Genomic DNA, 19,441 nt, shown 5'->3' on the forward strand with positions numbered 1-19,441 from the left:
CGATTTTCTCGACAGCCTGAGCTCCCTGTATAGGGAGCTGATTTTCTATGTTCTTTTTTTCTTTCTTCTGGCATTTTCCAAGGCTTCAGCCAAAACGATCAATACATATAGTATGATCACGACCGATTCGCCCAGTTCTAATATGCCAAACGACAGATTATTGTGCAGGGCTTCAGAGGGACTCATCCCTTGAAATACATCAAGCAAGAAAGAAAAAGTCATCAAGCCGACAAATAGCAAAACCGCGATTCCGATGATTTTCACATCAACCACTCTCCGTTCCCCGTTATTTTTTCTGTTTTCATAATGCGCTATTCGCGGGGAATAGTATAAATGTTCTTTTGCAAGGAAAAATATGAAACAAAAAAGGGGATTCTGACAGCCATGCCATTCTTTTTTAAAGGTCGTCACAAGACGGAAAAAAAACAAGAATCTCTGATGAGCGGTCATAAAAGTCCGGAAACCAATCATGTAACAGGTTCGGTTCGTGATTCACTTGCTGAAAATCTTGATGTCTTAAAAGAGATAACGGGAAATAGTGCAGACATCGTGATCCGCAGGCTGAAAACCGGCGCTGATTCACAAATAGAAACAGCCGTTGTTTATATAGCGGGAATTACCAATGAGAAAGCGATACATGATTTTTTGCTCGAATCGATCATGAATGCTCAAGAATTGATGAAAAAGGAAAGCGGCGGAGAAGTTCTTGAGGCCATTGCAGAAGACGCCGTTGCACTTGGAGGAGTGAATCAGGAGAAACGGCTCGATAAGATTGTGGATTCATTAATGGCCGGGGGCACGGTTATTTTGGCTGACGGGACGGAGAGCGCGGTGGTCACCAGCACAAAAGGCGGGGAAAAGCGCTCTATCAAAGAACCGGAAAACCAGCAGGCGTTTCGCGGATCCCGCGAAGGTTTCATTGAAGCTCTTGATACGAATATTGCCTTGATCCGGAAAATTATCAAAAACCCAAATCTTTGGGTTGAAAAAGTGAACATGGGCAGCGTTACAAAAACAGATGTTGCCATCATGTACATCAATGGAATCTGCAACAAAAAAACGGTGAAAGAAGTCAAAAAAAGGCTGGCAGGAATTGAAATTGACAGCATCCTTGAATCGGGCTACATCGAACAGTTTATCGAAGATGTCACTTTTACAACATTTCCGACGGTATATCACACCGAGAGACCGGATATGGTAGCGGGAAATCTGCTTGAAGGAAGAATCGCCATTCTTGTTGACGGAACGCCGTTTGTATTACTCGTTCCCGCCGTTTTCATTCAATTTTTTCAATCTGTTGAAGATTATTATTCGCGTTTTGATATCGCAACATTTATCCGCTTTTTGCGCGTGTTGATTTTTTTTATTTCATTGATCGCCCCTGCCATTTATGTTGGAGCAACTACATTTCACCAAGAAATGATTCCGACCCAGCTGCTGATTGTCATTGCCGCACAGCGAGAAATCGTTCCGTTCCCTGCCGTGATGGAAGCTTTGATTATGGAAATATCGTTTGAAATATTGCGTGAAGCGGGCATCCGCCTTCCGAAAGCGATCGGTTCGGCCGTCTCGATTGTAGGAGCCATCGTAATTGGACAGGCGGCAGTTCAGGCGGGAATCGTGTCTCCGGCAATGGTCATCATCGTGGCTATCACGGCCATATCGAGCTTTGCAACACCATCCTTTGCCATGGCCATTTCAGCAAGGCTCATTCGTTTTCTCTTCATATTAGCAGCAGCGACGACAGGGTTTTTCGGCATTATTTTAGGGCTGATTATTATGTTCGTTCATTTAAGCAGTATTCGTTCATTCGGTGTTCCATATATGACGCCTTTTGCCCCGTTTATCTCCAGAAATTGGGGAGATTCGGTTGTCCGATTGCCATGGTGGACGCATGAGAAAAGGCCGGAACTGCTTGGCAATGATAATAAACTTCGTCAAGGAAAGCATCAGAAACCCCATCCTCCTGTCTCAAGTGAAATGAAGACAAATCAAGAAGAGGGTGACCAAAATGAAACATAGCCTTAATATCTTGTTTCTGCTTGCTGCCATAACCTTTCTCACAGGCTGCTGGGATAAAAGGGAATTGACTGATTTGTCGTTAGTCTCCGCCATCGGCATTGACAAAGGGGAGAATTCAAAATACGTGATGAGTTTTCAGATCGTCAATCCTAATAACGCCACAGGCGGACTGCAGGGAGGACAAGGCGGAGACAGGCCCCCGGTGACAAATTATTCGGTTGCCGGGAACAACCTGACAGAAATGAGCCGCCATGCTTCGACTAAGATTTCGAGGGAGCTTTATTATTCCCATACAAACCTTGTTGTCGTTGACGAAGAGCTCGCCAAAGACGAAGGGATTGTCAAAATCCTTGATGTATTTGACCGTGACACCGATTTTCGCTCGACGGCGACCATCATCATTTCGCACGGAAATAAGGCGAAAGATTTCATAAAGGCGCTGACGCCGATCGATAAAATTCCTTCAAATAAAGTAAACAAAACACTGCAATTTACTGAAAAGCAGCTGGGAGAGCATATGAAAACAAGTGTCCAAGATGTGATTAAATGTTTGACCTCTCAAGCGAGGCATCCAATTGTTTCGGCTTTCAGACTGAAAGGCAGTCCGCAGAAAGCCGAGAAAATGGAGAACGTTCAGTCAACCGCTCCCGAAGCAACGGTTGAAGCTGACGGCTTAGCGGTGATTAAAGAAGGAAAGCTTGTCAATTATCTTGAGGGCAAAACTGCAAGAGGAGTTTTGTGGCTTCGCAATAAAATTGACAGGACTTATATCACCCTTCAATTAAAACATGAAAGACACTCTGTCACATATGATGTCATCCGCCAGAAAACGCAGGTCTCGGCAAAGCTTAAAAACAACCGTCCCGCCATATCCGTTCACATTGACGTGGAGGGGGATATTGGTGAAATCGGTGTACCGGTCCGTTTAGAAGATCCAAAAGTGCTCAATCATATTGAAAAAATGGTATCGCAAGAATTAAAAAAGGAATTGAAGCACACGATCGATGTCGTCCAGCAAAATAAAACCGATGTTCTCCAATTCGGCGATGCTGTTTATCGATCATACCCCGGCATTTGGAAAAAGATCGAACCGAAATGGAGCAATCAATATTTTCCAGACTTGGATGTCGACATTACGGTCAACGCTTATGTACGGAGAACAGGATTAAGAAACAACCCGAACATTTTGAATCATAAAGAGGGACGTTCTTGATGGACGAAAAAGGAGGGGATTGTAGATGGAAAGGGCAAAAATCAGTGCAAGTCAGCTGTTTGTGCTGATTATTCTGTTTGAACTCAGCAGTTCCCTGCTGATTTTTCCCGGACAGTCTGCAGAACAGGATGCATGGCTGGCGATTTTGCTTGGAGCCGTGGGCGGCCTTGTTTTGTTTTCGATGCATCATTATTTTTATCGGGTGAATCCAGATGCATCTCCTTATGAAACGTTGATGAACATTTTCGGAAAACCGGTCGGCTGGGTCTTTTCTTTTCTCTACATTCTCTATTACAGCTACATTGCGGCAAGGGTTTTGCGCGATTTTGGCGAAATGCTGTTAACATCGGCCTATCCGAACACACCGATTATTTTTGCAAACGGGCTGCTGATTGCCGTTTGTATTTTTACGGTGCGAAAGGGGATAGAAGTATTAGCAAGAGCAGGTGAACTGCTGTTTGGGATCATGTTTGTCATCGCCATCTTGGGATTTCTTTTGGTTGTCTGCTCCGGTTTGATCAATCCGGACGAATTGAGGCCCGTTCTTGGCAATGGAATCGGTCCTATGATGAATGCCGTACTTACACAAACATTGTATTTTCCATTTGGAGAGATTATCGTCTTTACTTTAATCCTCCCTTATATCAATGAACCGAAAAAAGTCAAAAAAGCCGGGTTGTGGGCGATCGGAATCAGCGGCGTTGTTCTGGCTCTCAATGTAGCCATGAATATCAGCGTGCTCGGCGTTAACCTTAATATGCGCTCGCGGTTTCCTTTGCTTAGTACGATTCAAACGATTCAAGTAGCTGAATTTTTGGATAGGCTCGATGTATTTTTTATGCTTGTTCTGGTCATTGGCGGGTTCTTTAAAATGAGTATTTTCATGTATGCCGTGACTGAAGGGGTGTCCGTTTTATTTAAATTGAAAAATCCGTCGAAAGCCGTTCATGCCATCGGCATCGTCATTTTAATTTTATCCATATCCATTGCCAGCAACATTTCTGAACATGTAAAAGAAGGAATTGAATTTGTTCCTTTATATGTCCACTTGCCGATGCAAATCATATTTCCTGCTTTTATATGCCTTGTCACTTATTTTAAAACCAGAAAGCAAAAAAAAATGTAAACATGTATTGACCCCAACCTTAGGGAAGCCTTTAACATAACGACTGAGGTGAAATTCTAATGCTCTATACGGTAAAAGAGGTTGCGGAATTGGCTCATATCACGATCAAAACGCTGTATCATTACCATAAAATCGGCCTTTTATTCCCTGTCAAGGTGACAGAAGCCGGCTACCGCCTCTATGGCATAAAAGAGCTTGAACGGCTGCAGCAAATTCTGTTTTATCGGGAGCTGGAATTTCCGCTCAAGGATATTCAGCAAATCTTAGACGGTGAAGCTGATCGATTGGCGCTTTTATTTGAGCAAAAAAAGCTTTTCCTTTCAAGAATGGGAAGAATGGAACAGCTCATTGAGACGCTTGATCAATCGATCAGGCACACCGAGAAAGGAGAAATGATGGATCAGCAGGCGATGTTTAAAGGGTTTTCCAGCAGAAAAGAATGGGAGGATGCGCTCTATGAGCAGGGGCGGTATTTAAAAGAGACATATGATGTTGATCTGCTGGGAGGAGAGCCGATCAATCCGGAAGAGATGAATGAAAAAGCGATGGAAGCGACTCGTTTTATGAATGGAATGGCTGAAGCGCTAAAGAACGGATTAAAACATGACCATGAACAAGTTCAGGCTTCCATCAAACGGCACCTCGGCTTTTTGGGGATCACCGCTGCTGATTTTCAGGCGCAGACACGCTTCTTTATAGAGGATGATTTCCATCGCAGCATGCTTGAAAACCAGCAAACAGGGCTTTCCTATTATATCATGGCAGCGGCGGAAGCTTATGCCGCATGAAAAAGAAGGGGATGACAAAATCCTAAAACTTTAAACCATTTTAGGATTTTGTCAGCAATCTAAGGGGAACGGCAAGCCGTTCCCCTTTATTCTGTTTATAGCGGGCCCCGCAGGAGCTGTTAGCCTGCTGATCGGCGGTGTTTAATGGTAAAGCTGCCTCTTGACAGTCTGATGTTGACATCAGATACCTTTGCGATTTGTTCGTCATGAGTGACCATGATAATGCATTTGTTTTCTTCGTGGGCAAGGTTTTGGAACAGGCGGACGATGTCTTTTGATGTGTCTTCATCCAAGTTTCCCGTCGGTTCATCGGCGACAATTAAATGGGTGTCGCAGCAGAAGGCGCGGATGATGGAGACCCGCTGCTGCTGCCCGCCGCTTAGCGTAAGAACCTTTTGCCGGGCCTGTTTTTCGCCGATGCCGACTTTATGAAGCATGTCCAAAGCGTATTGCTCTTTGTTTTTGATTTTAGATCCCGTAATCTCCATGGCTGACGTGATATTTTGCAGAGCCGTCATATAAGGCAGGAGATTATAGGATTGAAAAACGATTGATATATGCTGATTGCGATAATTGGTTAAACCGATCTTGGAAATGCTCTGGCCTTTATACAGGATTTCGCCTTCTTTCGGGACATCCAGGCCGCCGGCCAATGATAAAAAGGTGGTTTTGCCGGAACCTGAAGTTCCGACAATCGTGTAAAAGAGCCCTTGTTTAAATTCAATATGAATATCTTCAAATAGAGGCTTATCTTGATCTTTGTACCAATAACATACATCTTTAAACTCTAAAATATTGTTCATGGCTTTCCCTTCCTTCTATTCTTGTTTTGTTAAAATCGTTTTCGGATGGAATCTTAAAACAGATATCGATGGCAGCAATGTCGCGAATATGGCGATTAAAAGGCCGATTCCGCCCAGCGCCATTATGTCGCCCAATGATACTTGAATATTGAGCTGGTCAATTGCTTCGACTTGGGCAGAGCTTTGTCCGAAGAATCCTCCTCTGCCCTCAGGGCCCATCATTCCGCTGCCAGACTGGCTGTCTGCCGATTGCTCAATTTGCTGGGACAAAAGCTGATTTCCAATTTGGCCTGCAATAAGATTGCCTGTTAAGGCGGAAATGCCGACGGCCAGAACTGCGATCATCAAGATTTCGGTTAAAAATTGCCCGATCAGTTTCCAGCGCTTCTCACCGATGGCCATCAAGACGCCCATTTCGTATTTTCTTTCCCTGATCGACATCATCACGATCAGTCCGAGTATTACCGCTCCTGCAATCGTGACAAGATAGACGACATTTTTCGAGAATGATGCCACATTTTCAATCGGGCCGGCCATTTGCTGATACACTTGATCATTAGCATCCAATGTGAATGTATCCAGATCGATGCCTGTTTTCTTGGCTGCAGCGATGAAAGCATCAATATTGGAAGCATCGTCCATATTGTAAACAGCTTCATCAATTGCGTTTTTATAATCGTCGCCTTTTAAGGCTGATGCCGCCGTATATGGCGTGTAGATTTTATTGTACGGGTTTAGAAAGGCGAAGTTTTGCGCCTGGTTATCCCCTGAAGATGTCGTTTTGTAAATGCCTGCAATTTTCAATTTGATTGTTGTGTTTTCATCCGTGCTGGCTTTGACTTTGATCGTGTCACCGATGCTCAACTCATTTTCTTCCGCAAGGGTTTCTTCAATGACGGCGACTTTTTTATTCACGTCATCCTCTGTCAAAGCGCGTCCTTTCGTGATTTTTGAAGTGCCGTCAGAAAAATCGTCAACGAGTGATGTGCTTGTTACACCTTCGATGGAAAGGTCAGCCTGCATCATCTGAGGTCCGCCTTGCTCGTTGCCGCCTCGTCCGGCCGTCTGCTGGCTGCTGTTTGAATTCGCTGAATCTGAAGATGTGTCAGAATCCTCGTCTCCGCTTTCGATCGGACCAAAATTGTCCGCTAAAGCAGACGTTGATGAGATGAAATTATAGCTTTTGACATGGTCAAGGTTCGCCAGTGTTTCAGCTGATTTGACGGAAACGGGAGTGGATTCAAACCTTTGCCGGTCTCCTGATTCCTGCTGTTCTTTCATCATTTTCTCTCTGTCAGCCTGGAGAGTGACGCTGCCTCCCAGCTGTTCTCTCGCCAATTCGCTCGATTTCGTAACGGCTGATTGGATCGTAAGTCCCGTAAGCACTAAAACGCAAATCATTGTAAAGACAAATAATTGTAAAAGCGTTTTTCCTTTCTTCGATTTCATGCCCCAAAAGGCGCGTTTGAAAAAATTCATAACATTTTATTCCCCCATATTTATATGATTGTGATTGCTGTCAAGTTGGGACAGCAGGACTTTTTTCTTACTGCTTGATTTCATATTAGCCGCTACTTATGAAAAAATTATGACCAAACTGTTGCCAGTCCTTTAAATGTTCAGTAAAGAATTGAGAATTCAAAGTACCATGTGTAAAATGAATCTAACGTTTGTCTAGCGGAGGCGCATTTACGATGAAAATATTAATGATTGAAGATAATCTGAGCGTATGTACGATGACTGAGATGTTTTTTGCAAAAGAAGGTTTTGAGACGGAATTTGTCCATGACGGACTTGAAGGATATAACCGCTTTCAATCGGAGGACTGGGATTTGCTGATCATTGATATCATGCTGCCGTCCATGGACGGTGTGACGATCTGCAAAAAGGTCAGGGAAGAAAGCACCGTTCCGATTATTATGCTGACGGCAAAAGATACGGAATCAGACCAGGTGCTCGGCTTCGAACTCGGGGCCGACGATTATGTGACGAAGCCGTTCAGCCCTTTGGCGCTGGTGGCCAGAATCAAGGCGGTGAGCCGAAGGTACCAAAACACAGAACAGCGGGCTCCCGCTGATGCCGATATTCTTGAAACGGAATGCTTTAAAATCAATAAAAAAACGAGAGAGGTCTTTTTAAACGGCGTTCAAATTAAAAACTTAACCCCTAAAGAGTTTGATCTACTGTATTATCTTGTACAAAGCCCAAAACAGGTTTTTTCAAGGGAGCAGCTGCTTGAACAGGTTTGGGGGTATCAGTTCTATGGTGATGAGCGGACGGTTGACGTTCATATTAAACGGCTGAGGAAAAAGCTTGGCAGTGAGTCGCGCCCGTTTCTTTATACCGTATGGGGAGTAGGGTACAAGTTCGATGAAGATTAAGTATCTCTATCAGCTGCTGGCCAGTCATATCAGTATTTTAATTTTGGCTTTTCTCATTACGGGGGGGCTGTTTTCCCACTTTGCCAAAGATTTTGCATACCAGAGCAAAGTAGATGAGCTGACTTCCTATGGCTACCGCATCATGGGTGAAATGGAGATGCGGCCAAAAGGGACGCCGCCCATTATGAAACCTTTTGAAGAAATTTTAAGAAGCAGGCAGATCAGTTTCTTTCTGTTTAATGAAAAAAAAGAAGTCCTCATGACTCCCGCCGACTTGCGGCCGAAAAAATTGCTGCTCAGTGATGAAGAGTGGAAAGAACTCCAAGACGGAAAGGCCGTTGTCGTCAAAACCGACTTGAACCGTTTTAATGAAGAAGTATCGATTGTGGCGCTGCCCAACATCGTCAACAACGAATTCCAGGGAGGCATTCTTCTGACGGCTCCGATCAGCGGAACGGAGGAAATGATCAGCCAAATGAACCGCTTTATGCTGTATACGGCGGCAGGCGTCATCTTAATTGCCTTCCTTTTAAGCTGGCTGACATCCAAGTTCCATGTCAGCCGGATTCAGAAGCTTCGCGACGCGACGAGAAAAGTCGCCGCTGGGGATTATAACATTCATATCGAAAATCGTAATATGGATGAAATCGGCCATTTGGGCACTGACTTTAACATTATGGCCGGCAAGTTAAAGAGCTCGAGCGAAGAAATCGACCGTCTTGAAAAACGGAGAAGGCAGTTTATCACAGATGTTTCACATGAGTTAAAGACGCCTCTGACAACGATCAGCGGTTTGGTTGAAGGGATGAACAGCCAGACCATACCTGAGGATCAGCAGGAAAAATGTCTGAAGCTGATTACGGAGGAAACGAAAAGGCTGATTCGTCTCGTCAATGAAAACCTAGATTATGAAAAAATCCGCTCCAACCAAATTACATTGCAAAAACTGCATTACCCGCTGATCGAAGTTTTTGAAATCATTAAAGAGCAGCTGGCGATCCAAGCGGAGGAGAAAAATAATGAGCTGATCCTTGATGTAGAGGACCATGTGATGGTGAATGCCGATTATGACAGACTGATTCAGATCCTTGTCAACATTACGAAAAACAGCATCCAATTTACCTCGAACGGAACCGTTTGGCTGAGAGGAAGGGAAGATTACAAAGAAACGGTAATTGAAGTGGAGGATACCGGAGTCGGCATCGATCAAAAAGATATCGAAAACATTTGGGACCGTTTTTATAAAGCTGATTTGTCGCGGACAAACACGCCTTACGGAGAATACGGTCTTGGGCTGTCGATCGTCAGACAGCTCGTCGCCCTTCACAACGGAACGGTTGAGATCGAAAGCGAGAAAAACAAAGGAACAAAATTTGTCATACGTCTGCCGCTGACCGCGAGAGATGATGATGAATAGAAAACCGCCAGACAGCGTCTGGCGGTTTTTTGTTAAGCTTTAATCTTAAATTTCTGGATGAGGTGCTGCAGTTCTTCGGCGTTTTGCGCAAGGATTTGCGACGCGGCGGCGATTTCCTCCATTGAAGCAAGCTGCTCCTGGGTCGCCGCACTAACCGTTTGCGTGCTTTCCGCCGCTGTCTCGGCTACTTCTTTGACGCCGGTAATGGCGGTTTCAATTTCACTTGTCCCTGCCGTCAGGTTTTTCACTAAGTTTGTCACGTCATTGATCTGTGTGACGACCTCTGTTATCGAATTCTCGATCTTGTGAAAAGCGCCTCCGGCTTCATTGACGACAACGAGCCCTTCTTTGACTTCGCCGGTTGCGGAAATGACCGTGTTCATTGTTTGCTTCGTATCATTTTGAATGATGGCAATCAATTTTGTAATCTGTTCTGCGGAACGGGCCGATTGTTCGGCTAATGTTCTGACTTCATCCGCGACAACGGCAAAGCCTTTTCCTTGTTCTCCCGCACGGGCGGCTTCGATTGCCGCGTTTAAAGCAAGCAGGTTCGTTTGTTCAGCGATGCTCGTAATCACTTCGGTAATATTCCCGATTTCATTGGAGCGCTCTGTTAAATGTTTAAATGCTTCTGAGAGGGAGACCACCGTTTCATTAATAGACTGCATCTGAACGCTGACTTTATTAATGGCTTTCGTGCCTTCAAGCGACATCTGCGCCGTCTGGTCAGCGGTTGCGGCCGCTTTTTCGGCATTGGAAGAAATCCTTCCGGCGAATTCCGTCATTCCTTTAATAACGGTTCTGCTGTTTTCTACGCTGTCCGCCTGTTGTTCTGAGCCTGCTGCAAGCTCTTGGATCGTCGTTGAAATGTATTCGCTGGCTTTCGTGCTTTCATCCGCGCTGGCGCTTAGCTGCTGAGATGATGAAGCGACTTGATGAGAAGTTTCGCCAACTGTCTCAATGATCGCGTGAACGCCTGTTACCATTTTGTTAAACGATGCTGTTAACAATCCCAATTCATCTTTCGATTGATATGTTCCTTCAACTGTAAAATCGCCTTGCTCCGTTTGCGCAAATAATGCCTGAATATCTTTAATCGGCTTTGCGATCAGTCTTGTCATCAGAAGGCCGATAGAGACGGATAAGACAAGGGAGGCAGCCATCACAATGATGAGAAGCATGATGATCGAACCGGCTTCTTTAGAATCTTGCTGATAGATGGTTTTTGCGCTTTCGGAATTTAAGGTTTGGATCTCTTCGATTAGATGGCTGACGGCTTCTCTTTGAGGCTCCATATCTTTTAGATAAACGTCATATGCTTCCTTGTTTTTATTATCCATCGCCAAGCTGCGCATCTGTTTGCCGATGTTCTGTAATTCCGTGTATTCGCTTTTGAAGCTTTCGTATTTCTCTGATAGACTTCCAGCTAAATTCAGCTGATCGATTTCTTCCATGACGGCCGTGTTTTCTTCGTTTTTTTCGTCAATGTTTTTTTGCAGTGTTTCATTTCGGCTGTTGTCTTTCGTCACCATCAATTCAAAATTGTACGTATCAAGTTCAAGGTTGTTCGCTCTTAATGTTGCAAATAATTGATTGGGGATTAATTGCTCTTGATAGATAATCTCCGAACCCTTTGAAATTTTGCTTAAACCTCTGATCCCCTGGATGCCGACTATCGACAAAGCAAGCGCCGAAATGATGATAATGATAAACAGCTTACTTCTGATCTTTATATTTTTAAGTAGTTTCATATGTTTTCTCCCATTATTTATTTACTCATACTATCGGCTTTTTTAAATTGCTTTTGAAGACATTTATAATAAATATGCGATATCCAAGTTAAGGGAACGGACTATGTTTTAACAACTAAAAAAACCCCATAAAAAAGGGGTTTAAACAAGTACTTTTGCGAAAAATTCTTGATATAAAGCGCGGACTGCCTGTTTTTCCTGAGCTTCTTTGACACCGAACATCATGCTGACTTCTGATGAGCCCTGATTGATCATTTCGATGTTAACATGGGCCTCAGACAGCGCTTTTGACGCTCTCGCCGTTGTTCCGACATTATGGCGCATCGCTTCGCCGACCACCATGATTAAGGCAATATTGTGTTCAATTGTCACTTCATCGGCATCCAATTCTTCCTTGATCCGCTTGGCGATCCGTTGTTCAATCGCTTCATCCATTTGATCCTGCCTTAAAATAATCGTGATATCATCGATGCCTGAAGGGATGTGCTCATATGTCAGCCCGTCATCTTCAAGAATTTGCAGAACGCGTCGCCCAAATCCGATTTCGCGGTTCATCAAATATTTGCTGATGTATATGCTGCAAAAGCCGCTGTCACTGGCGATTCCGACGACTGGGCCATTGGTGTTGTCACGCTCTGCGACAACTCTTGTCCCTTCTGCAGCCGGATTGTTCGTATTTTTGATCTGAACCGGAATACGTGCGCGGAAGGCCGGAATCAGAGCTTCATCATGAAAGACGGAAAAGCCGGCATAGGACAGCTCGCGCATTTCCCGATATGTCAATTCGCGAATTTCTTTAGGATCGGAAACGATCGATGGGCTGACGGAATATACGGCATCAACATCCGTGAAGTTTTCATACAGCTCCGCTTTTAAGCCGTTGGCCAAAATGGAGCCCGTAATATCTGATCCGCTCCGCGAGAACGTAATGACTTCGCCTTCCTGGTTAAAACCGAAGAAGCCCGGAAATACGATGATGCCCTCCTGCTGTCTCAGCCGAAACAAATTATCATACGATTCGGGCAGCACTTGGGCGTTCCCCGGTTCACTCGTAACGAAAAGCCCGGCATCTTTTGGACTGACATAATGGGCTTCAGCACCCCGATGCCGGAAATAAGCAGCCACCAGCTTGGCATTGTTATCCTCTCCGCTTGCTTTTATCGCATCGATATAGCGGTCGGGGTCTTGTTTCTCACCTTCAAGCAGATGAAGCAGGTCGGAATGGATGAGATCGATCACATCTTCCGGAAGTCCCAGCTCCGCTGCGATGTCGGCATATCGTCCAACAATTGTTTTAACAAGCTCTGGCGCTTCTCCTGATAATAAATACTGCTTGGCGCAGTCAATTAACAGATCAGTGACTTTCGTATCTTGTGCATGCCGTTTCCCGGGTGCTGATACGACGACAGCTCTCCTCTCAGGATCAGAAATGACGATTTGAAAAACCTTTTCAAGCTGAGCCCCTGTTGCTAACGAACTGCCGCCAAATTTAACGACTTTCATTCATGACATCTCCTAAAGTTTAAATTTTCACAATAAATTTAATTTTTATTATCACGCTTTTCACGAGAAGAATCAAGGTTTTTCTTTTCTGAATAAACAAATGTGTTTTTGAGGAGGACTTTATCGCGAGAAATCGTTTCAAGTCCGCGTTTTATCTAGATTGATCATATTGACTATGTGAGAAAAGATGATAATATAATGAGAGGCCCTTATTGATAATGATAATCATTAGCGTTCGGCGCGAGGGGTATGTTTTTGTTGTGCAAGGAGGCTTTTGCAGCATGAAATTACTGTATTTATTGCTACTGCTCATCATTCTTTCTTTCTGTTCTATTTTCATCGGCGTTAAAGAATTGTCGCCTTTCGATCTTTTTCAATTGAATGAGGATGAAATCCAAACGCTTTACATAAGCCGGATTCCGCGTATGGTCAGCATTGTGCTCGCGGGAATGAGCCTCAGCATCTGCGGATTGATGATGCAGCAGCTGACGCGCAATAAATTTGTCTCACCGACTACAGCCGGAACAATGGATTGGGCGAGACTCGGCGTCATCATAGCCATCTTGCTTTTTTCTTCCGCCGGCATTTTTGTAAAAATGCTGTTTGCCTTTGTTTTTGCACTGATTGGCAGTTTTCTGTTTGTTAAAATTTTGGACAGAATCAAGTTTAAAGATGCCGTATTTATCCCTCTTGTCGGCTTAATGCTAGGAAGCGTTGTCAGCGCCATCTCCATTTTCATGGCTTATCAGTATAATCTCATTCAAAACGTCAATGCATGGTTTGAGGGGAATTTCTCACTGATCATGAAGGGGAGGTACGAGCTTTTATACCTGAGTATCCCGCTCGTTATCATTGCCTATCTTTTCGCCAACAAATTTACCGTGGCCGGGATGGGGGAAAGCTTTGCCGTCAATCTGGGACTGAATTATAAGCGGGTCATCAATATCGGGCTGATCATTGTATCGGTTATCTCATCCGTCGTCATTCTGACGGTCGGCACGCTTCCATTTCTGGGTCTGATCATTCCAAACATTGTCTCGATCTACCGCGGGGACCATTTGAAAAACAGTCTGCCTCATACGGCAATGCTCGGCGCCGTTTTTGTCCTGATATGTGATATTTTGGGCCGGCTCGTCATCTATCCGTATGAAATTTCTGTCGGTTTGATGGTCGGCATCATTGGAAGCGGCGTTTTTCTTTATTTGCTTTTAAGGAGAAAAGCCTATGCGTCATAAACAAAAAATGTTCGTACTGATCATCATCGCAGCTGTCTGCATCGGCTTATTCCTTTTTTACGGCCTGCCGTCCGTCTGGGAATATGCCCTGCCGAGAAGACTGACCAAAGTGTTGGCTATCATCGTCGTGGGTACAGCGATAGCATATTCTTCGATGATTTTCCAGACGATCACAAACAACAGGATTTTAACGCCCAGCATTCTCGGACTTGATTCGCTTTATGTGCTCCTGCAAACGGCCATTATTTATTTTTTCGGCGCTGCGCAATTGGCCGACCTTGGGAAGATCGGCAACTTTCTCTTATCGACGGGCCTGATGGTCTGCTTTTCATTTGCGCTGTTCGCCCTGATGTTCCGCCGCGGAGGGAAGCACATCTTTTTGCTTCTGCTTGTGGGCATCGTGTTCGGCACTTTGTTCAGAAGTTTGTCTTCCTTTATGCAGATGCTGATTGATCCGAACGAATTCCAGGTCGTCCAAAGCAAGATGTTTGCCAGCTTCAACAATTTGAATACGGACATTTTATGGCTCGCCTCGGTCATCATTCTTGCGGTTCTTGCCTACGCATGGCGGTTTAATCCGTACTTCGATGTGCTGTCGCTCGGCAGGGATCAGGCCGTCAATCTTGGGGTGGATTATGACCGGACCGTGAAGAAAATGCTGATCGTGATCGCCGTGCTTGTTTCTGTATCAACCGCGCTTGTCGGACCTATCACCTTTTTGGGGCTTCTCGTTGTCAATGTCGCGAGGGAAGTGTTCAAAACATATAAGCACAGCATCCTGATTCCAGGAGCGGTTTTGTTCAGCATCATCGCGCTTGTCGGGGGTCAGTTCATGGTTGAAAAGCTGTTTGGTTTAACGGTGACTTTGGTTGTGATCATTGATTTTATTGGCGGGATTTATTTTATTTACCTGCTGCTGAAGGAGCGTAAATGATGATAGAAGTTCAACATGTCAATAAACAGTACGGAGGCCAAACCGTTGTCGAGACGACGTCGCTGGCGATTCCAAAAGGGAAAATCACATCTTTTATCGGTCCGAACGGAGCGGGTAAAAGCACGCTGCTTTCCATGATCAGCAGACTGATCGGCATGGATTCGGGGAAAGTCCTGATCGACGGCCAAGAAATCAGTGCATACAAAAGCAATGACTTGGCTAAAAAAATCAGCATTTTAAAGCAGTCCAATCAGATCAACGTCAGGCTGACCGTCAGAGAGCTGGTCAGCTTCGGAAGATTTCCTTATTCACAGGGAAGGCTGACGAAAGAGGATTGGAGATACGTTGATGAAGCGATCGAATATATGAAACTGAGAGACATTGAATATAAACATTTGGATCAATTGAGCGGAGGTCAGTGCCAGCGAGCGTTTATCGCGATGGTCATCGCGCAGGACACCGACTATATTTTGCTGGATGAACCATTGAATAACCTTGATATGAAACATTCTGTAGATATTATGAAACTTCTGAAAGACCTCGTCGCAAAGTTTGGCAAAACAATTATCATTGTTATTCATGACATCAACTTTGCCTCGGTTTATTCAGACAGGATCGTCGCCCTGAAAAACGGGCGGATCATAAAAGAGGGGCCGACGGAAGATATCATTCAGACGCCGGTGCTGAAAGAAATCTATGATATGGATATCCCGATTCAGCAAATCGGAGATCAAAAAATCTGTGTTTACTTTAAAGGATGAGGTGATTGTAATGAAAAAACTATCATTATTTTTCATGGCGTTAATAACAGTGCTCGTCATTGCGGCGTGCGGGAGCAAATCTGCGGATTCAGATGCAAAATCTGATTCAAAAAAAGAAGAAACGGTTTCGATTAAACATAAAAGCGATACATCAGAAGTCCCGAAAAATCCGAAAAAAGTCGTTGTCTTCAACTTCGGAATGCTTGATACATTGGATGAACTGGGACTGAGTGATCGTGTTGTCGGTCTTCCAAAACAGAATCTTCCTTCATATCTTAAACAATACAAAGATAGTAAATATGAAAGCGTCGGCGGTCTGAAAGAGCCGGATTTTGAAAAAATTGCAGAGCTTGAGCCTGACTTGATCATCATCGAAGGCAGACAGTCTGAACAATACGACGAATTTAAAAAGATTGCTCCAACGATCGACATCCAGCTTGACCAGAAAAACTACATGGAAAGCTTTAAAGAAAATACTGAAAGCATCGGAAAAATCTTCGGCAAAGAAGATGCTGTGAAAGATGCCCTTGCGAAAATTGATGACCAAGTAGAGAAAGTCAATAAATTGGCGAAAGATAAAGGCGGAAAAGGATTGGTCGTCCTGACGAGTGATAAACAAATCAGCGCTTATGGAAGCGGCTCTAGATTCGGTTTGATCCACGACGTGCTCGGCGTTGCACCTGCTGATCAAAATATTGAAGCATCGCTTCACGGCCAAAGCGTCTCTTCTGAATATATTTCAGAAAAAAATCCGGATTACCTGTTTGTCATCGACCGGAGCGCTGCCATCGGTGAAAAAGGATCAGCTAAAGAAGTGATCGAAAACGACATAGTAAAATCAACAAACGCGTATAAAAACGGACATATCACATACCTTGACCCTGGCTACTGGTACTTGTCAGGCGGCGGTCTTGAGTCTGTGTCTGAAATGACGAAGGAAATCGAAAACGGTTTGAAATAAACAAGCAGGCAGCCGGCAAAGGTTCGGCTGCTTTTTTGTGCACTTTACATAAAAAAAGACACAAAAAAATCGCCCAATCGTTTAAAATAAAGTCACCACAACAAAACCTTAAACGATAGAAGGCGCTTTTTTTGTACCCAAAAGGCTGCTTATAAGCAGTATGGATTTTTCCGGTCTCATTCCAGAGAATCATGTGGCGCGCGTTGTGAGCGAAATGGTCGACCAGTTGGATGATCAGCTTTTTGACGAGTGTACAAAGAAGGCGGACGTCCTGCAATTATTCTAGATTGGCATGTTTTCCATACATTTTATTTGTATCTAATCCCTTTTTCTCCATAACTCTTAAGATAACTGCATCATAAAAAAGCAAAAGGGTTTGCTCAAATAGTGAACCCATTGGTTGAATGGTTTTATAATCGCTATCGGTTCGGTCTTTGGTTGCCCCAGGTAATTGAATCGTAAAATGAGCAAGCTTTCCAATCGTGGACTCTGGCACTAATGTAACAGCGGCAATGGTTCCGCCAATACTTTTTGCTTTTTCGGCAATGGTCACTAAACCCTTCGTTTCTCCTGAACCTGATCCGATAATTAAAATATGATTTTCTTCAAAGTTCGGGGTCACCGTTTCACCTAAAACATAAGCGTCGATCCCCATATGCATCATTCGCATAACAAAGGATTTTGCCATAAACCCTGATCTGCCAGCTCCAGCTACAAAGACCTTTTTGGATTCAAGAATTTCGTCCGCTAATTTTTCAGCTTCCTCATCAGCGATTAAGTCTACTGAAAGATTTAGCTCTTTCATGATTTCTTGTAAAAATTCAGTGGTCCTCATCGTATTAACCTTGCTGAATCATTTCTTGCATTTTTGCTGCAACAGCTTTTTTATCCGCTTGTCCAGCAATTCCTCCACCAACAATAACTAAATCCGGTTGGGCTTTGATCACTTCTGGTAGTGTTTCTAGTTTAATTCCGCCAGCGATAGCTGTTTTAGCATGTTTAACAACACGTTTTATTGTTTGAAGATCTTCGAATGAGTTCTTGCCAACGGCTTGAAGATCATAACCCGTATGTACACAAATGTAATCTGCGCCGAATGTATCCAGCTCTTTTGCTCGTGCTTCGATATCTTTCACCGCGATCAAATCAACAAGAACCTTCTTCCCTTGATTTTTCGCTTCTTCAACAGCACCTTTAATCGACTCATCTTCAGCCACACCTAGAATCGTAACGATATCCGCATTTGCTTCAGAAGCTTTCTGTACTTCATACGCTGCAGCATCCATTGTTTTTAAGTCAGCCAATACTTGCAATCCGGGGAAAGCTTCTTTTATTTCCTTCACAGCTTTAAGGCCTTCAATTTTAATAATTGGTGTACCAATCTCTACGATATCAATATGTTCTTCTACCTCTTTGACTACTTCCTTCGCTTCCGGGATGTTGACAAGATCTAACGCTAATTGTAATTTCATTGATTATTGCCTCCTACTATTTTATTTAGGCAGATTTTTATCAAATCACTTAAGGCTTCCTAATGAAAATCTGTCATAATCTATAATAGAGACAAAACTTTATCTATGTAAGTAGGCACTTTTTTCTGATATAGTATCTTAAAATAGACTAATGCAAGAGAGAGGGATTGGATGATTACTAAAACACTCAAAGGAATATATCCTGAAAAAGAATTAACATTGTCTATCCTAGAGGGGAAATGGAAACTTACTCTTTTATGTCATTTAGGTTTAAAAGGGACAAAACGCTTTTGCGAGCTTAAGCAATTAACACCTAAGATCACACAACAAATGTTAACGAATCAACTTAGAGAATTAGAGGAAAACGGACTCGTTCATCGAGAAGTATATCGTGTTGTGCCTCCTAAAGTAGAGTATTCCTTAACAGAACAAGGGGAAAGCTTATTGCCCATTCTAGATATGTTATATGACTGGGGAAAAAAACATTTAGAACATATGACGGAAAAGGATGACGGCATGTATTCTGAGAAGAAAGTCACATTGTCTGTGATAGAGGGTAAATGGAAGCTCATTATTTTATGTCATTTAGGCTTAAAAGGAACAAAGCGATTTGGAGAACTTAGAAAACTAATTCCTAAAATAACGAAGAAAATGTTGACGACTCAACTTAGGGAATTTGAAGAAGACGGACTCGTTCATCGGGAAGTATATCCAGTTGTTCCCCCTAAAGTAGAGTATTCCTTGACAAAACAAGGTGAAAGTCTATTTCCAATTCTAAAAGCATTAGAAGATTGGGGGCGCAATTATATGGAACAACATTGTGGAATTGAATGACGCTGGTTGAATTAAAAAAGGAGCAGCATACCACACACAGGTTATACTCCCCCTTTTTTAATTCAACCAATAAAATACTATATATTCTCCCATAGATAATCGATAAAGAGGCCATGTCCTACTCTCTTAAAAATTCGTTTTTTCTACGTCTTTGCTTACCATATCATCATCTTCTTCACTGTCGATTATCCAGCTTTTCTTCTCTTCATCGCCCTGCCTGAACGCCGCCGTTATCACATT

General features: G+C 43.6%; 18 protein-coding genes and 1 pseudogene. 12 read left to right on the forward strand and 7 right to left on the reverse strand.

All coding sequences use genetic code 11. The features are described 5' to 3' along the window. Positions 1-45: 45 nt before the first annotated feature. Positions 46-273, reverse strand: a complete 228-nt coding sequence (locus BTA30_RS10315) for a YczF family membrane protein (protein ID WP_239693629.1) — start codon at positions 271-273, stop codon at positions 46-48. A 111-nt stretch (positions 274-384) separates the two neighbouring features. Here BTA30_RS10315 and BTA30_RS10320 point away from each other — a divergent pair, with 111 nt between their 5' ends. The 4 genes from BTA30_RS10320 to BTA30_RS10335 are packed head-to-tail and all read left to right on the forward strand — an operon-like array spanning position 385 to position 5,149. Further along, a complete protein-coding gene (locus tag BTA30_RS10320; protein ID WP_076761315.1) occupies positions 385-2,022 on the forward strand; it encodes a spore germination protein in 1,638 nt (545 codons plus the stop codon). After that, positions 2,012-3,235, forward strand: a complete 1,224-nt coding sequence (locus tag BTA30_RS10325; RefSeq protein ID WP_076761171.1) for a Ger(x)C family spore germination protein — start codon at positions 2,012-2,014, stop codon at positions 3,233-3,235. The genes BTA30_RS10320 and BTA30_RS10325 overlap by 11 nt, the downstream gene beginning before the upstream one ends. 25 nt (positions 3,236-3,260) lie before the next feature. Beyond that, positions 3,261-4,361 carry a GerAB/ArcD/ProY family transporter gene (locus BTA30_RS10330; RefSeq protein ID WP_076761172.1) on the forward strand — a complete coding sequence of 367 codons (1,101 nt, stop codon included), beginning with the start codon at positions 3,261-3,263 and terminating at the stop codon, positions 4,359-4,361. A gap of 59 nt (positions 4,362-4,420) precedes the next feature. Beyond that, positions 4,421-5,149 carry a MerR family transcriptional regulator gene (locus BTA30_RS10335; protein ID WP_076761173.1) on the forward strand — a complete coding sequence of 243 codons (729 nt, stop codon included), beginning with the start codon at positions 4,421-4,423 and terminating at the stop codon, positions 5,147-5,149. A 119-nt stretch (positions 5,150-5,268) separates the two neighbouring features. Here BTA30_RS10335 and BTA30_RS10340 read toward each other — a convergent pair whose 3' ends face one another. Then, positions 5,269-5,952: an ABC transporter ATP-binding protein gene (locus tag BTA30_RS10340; RefSeq protein ID WP_076761174.1), complete on the reverse strand. Its 684-nt coding sequence runs from the start codon at positions 5,950-5,952 to the stop codon at positions 5,269-5,271. 15 nt (positions 5,953-5,967) lie between these two features. Next, positions 5,968-7,431: an ABC transporter permease gene (locus tag BTA30_RS10345; RefSeq protein ID WP_076761175.1), complete on the reverse strand. Its 1,464-nt coding sequence runs from the start codon at positions 7,429-7,431 to the stop codon at positions 5,968-5,970. Positions 7,432-7,646: 215 nt separating this feature from the next. On the opposite strand from BTA30_RS10345, the gene BTA30_RS10350 reads away from it, so the two are divergent. Together BTA30_RS10350 and BTA30_RS10355 are read left to right on the forward strand one after the other, a co-directional pair. After that, positions 7,647-8,333 carry a response regulator transcription factor gene (locus BTA30_RS10350; protein WP_076761176.1) on the forward strand — a complete coding sequence of 229 codons (687 nt, stop codon included), beginning with the start codon at positions 7,647-7,649 and terminating at the stop codon, positions 8,331-8,333. After that, positions 8,323-9,750: a sensor histidine kinase gene (locus BTA30_RS10355; protein ID WP_076761177.1), complete on the forward strand. Its 1,428-nt coding sequence runs from the start codon at positions 8,323-8,325 to the stop codon at positions 9,748-9,750. Before BTA30_RS10350 ends, BTA30_RS10355 begins: the two co-directional genes overlap by 11 nt. Before the next feature lie 32 nt (positions 9,751-9,782). On the opposite strand, the gene BTA30_RS10360 is transcribed toward BTA30_RS10355, so the two are convergent. Further along, positions 9,783-11,501 carry a methyl-accepting chemotaxis protein gene (locus tag BTA30_RS10360; RefSeq protein WP_076761178.1) on the reverse strand — a complete coding sequence of 573 codons (1,719 nt, stop codon included), beginning with the start codon at positions 11,499-11,501 and terminating at the stop codon, positions 9,783-9,785. Between the two features lie 141 nt (positions 11,502-11,642). Further along, the gene (locus BTA30_RS10365) at positions 11,643-13,004 is read right to left on the reverse strand and encodes an aspartate kinase (protein WP_076761179.1); all 1,362 of its coding nucleotides are present in this window, start codon (positions 13,002-13,004) and stop codon (positions 11,643-11,645) included. Between the two features lie 281 nt (positions 13,005-13,285). On the opposite strand from BTA30_RS10365, the gene BTA30_RS10370 reads away from it, so the two are divergent. Genes BTA30_RS10370 through BTA30_RS10385 form a run of 4 tightly spaced genes read left to right on the forward strand, consistent with a single transcriptional unit; the run spans position 13,286 to position 16,895 of the window. Further along, a complete protein-coding gene (locus BTA30_RS10370; RefSeq protein WP_076761180.1) occupies positions 13,286-14,239 on the forward strand; it encodes an ABC transporter permease in 954 nt (317 codons plus the stop codon). Then, complete coding sequence (locus BTA30_RS10375) at positions 14,229-15,173, forward strand: iron chelate uptake ABC transporter family permease subunit (RefSeq protein WP_076761181.1); 945 nt, start codon at positions 14,229-14,231, stop codon at positions 15,171-15,173. Before BTA30_RS10370 ends, BTA30_RS10375 begins: the two co-directional genes overlap by 11 nt. After that, positions 15,173-15,934 carry an iron ABC transporter ATP-binding protein gene (locus tag BTA30_RS10380; protein WP_076761182.1) on the forward strand — a complete coding sequence of 254 codons (762 nt, stop codon included), beginning with the start codon at positions 15,173-15,175 and terminating at the stop codon, positions 15,932-15,934. The genes BTA30_RS10375 and BTA30_RS10380 overlap by 1 nt, the downstream gene beginning before the upstream one ends. A gap of 10 nt (positions 15,935-15,944) precedes the next feature. Beyond that, on the forward strand, positions 15,945-16,895 hold the full coding sequence (locus BTA30_RS10385) for a siderophore ABC transporter substrate-binding protein (protein ID WP_076761183.1): 951 nt from the start codon (positions 15,945-15,947) through the stop codon (positions 16,893-16,895). Between the two features lie 277 nt (positions 16,896-17,172). On the opposite strand, the gene hxlB is transcribed toward BTA30_RS10385, so the two are convergent. Further along, positions 17,173-17,730: a 6-phospho-3-hexuloisomerase gene (gene hxlB / locus BTA30_RS10390; protein WP_076761184.1), complete on the reverse strand. Its 558-nt coding sequence runs from the start codon at positions 17,728-17,730 to the stop codon at positions 17,173-17,175. A 4-nt stretch (positions 17,731-17,734) separates the two neighbouring features. Then, complete coding sequence (hxlA, locus tag BTA30_RS10395) at positions 17,735-18,367, reverse strand: 3-hexulose-6-phosphate synthase (protein WP_076761185.1); 633 nt, start codon at positions 18,365-18,367, stop codon at positions 17,735-17,737. A gap of 171 nt (positions 18,368-18,538) precedes the next feature. Here hxlA and BTA30_RS23800 point away from each other — a divergent pair. Together BTA30_RS23800 and BTA30_RS23805 are read left to right on the forward strand one after the other, a co-directional pair. Then, positions 18,539-18,880 (forward strand): annotated as a pseudogene (locus BTA30_RS23800) (winged helix-turn-helix transcriptional regulator); the annotation flags it as partial. Beyond that, a complete protein-coding gene (locus BTA30_RS23805; RefSeq protein ID WP_223831685.1) occupies positions 18,863-19,201 on the forward strand; it encodes a winged helix-turn-helix transcriptional regulator in 339 nt (112 codons plus the stop codon). The pseudogene BTA30_RS23800 and the gene BTA30_RS23805, both read left to right, overlap by 18 nt. Positions 19,202-19,441: the final 240 nt, after the last annotated feature.

It is taken from the genome of Bacillus swezeyi (genome assembly GCF_001969815.1).
Lineage (GTDB): Bacteria > Bacillota > Bacilli > Bacillales > Bacillaceae > Bacillus > Bacillus swezeyi.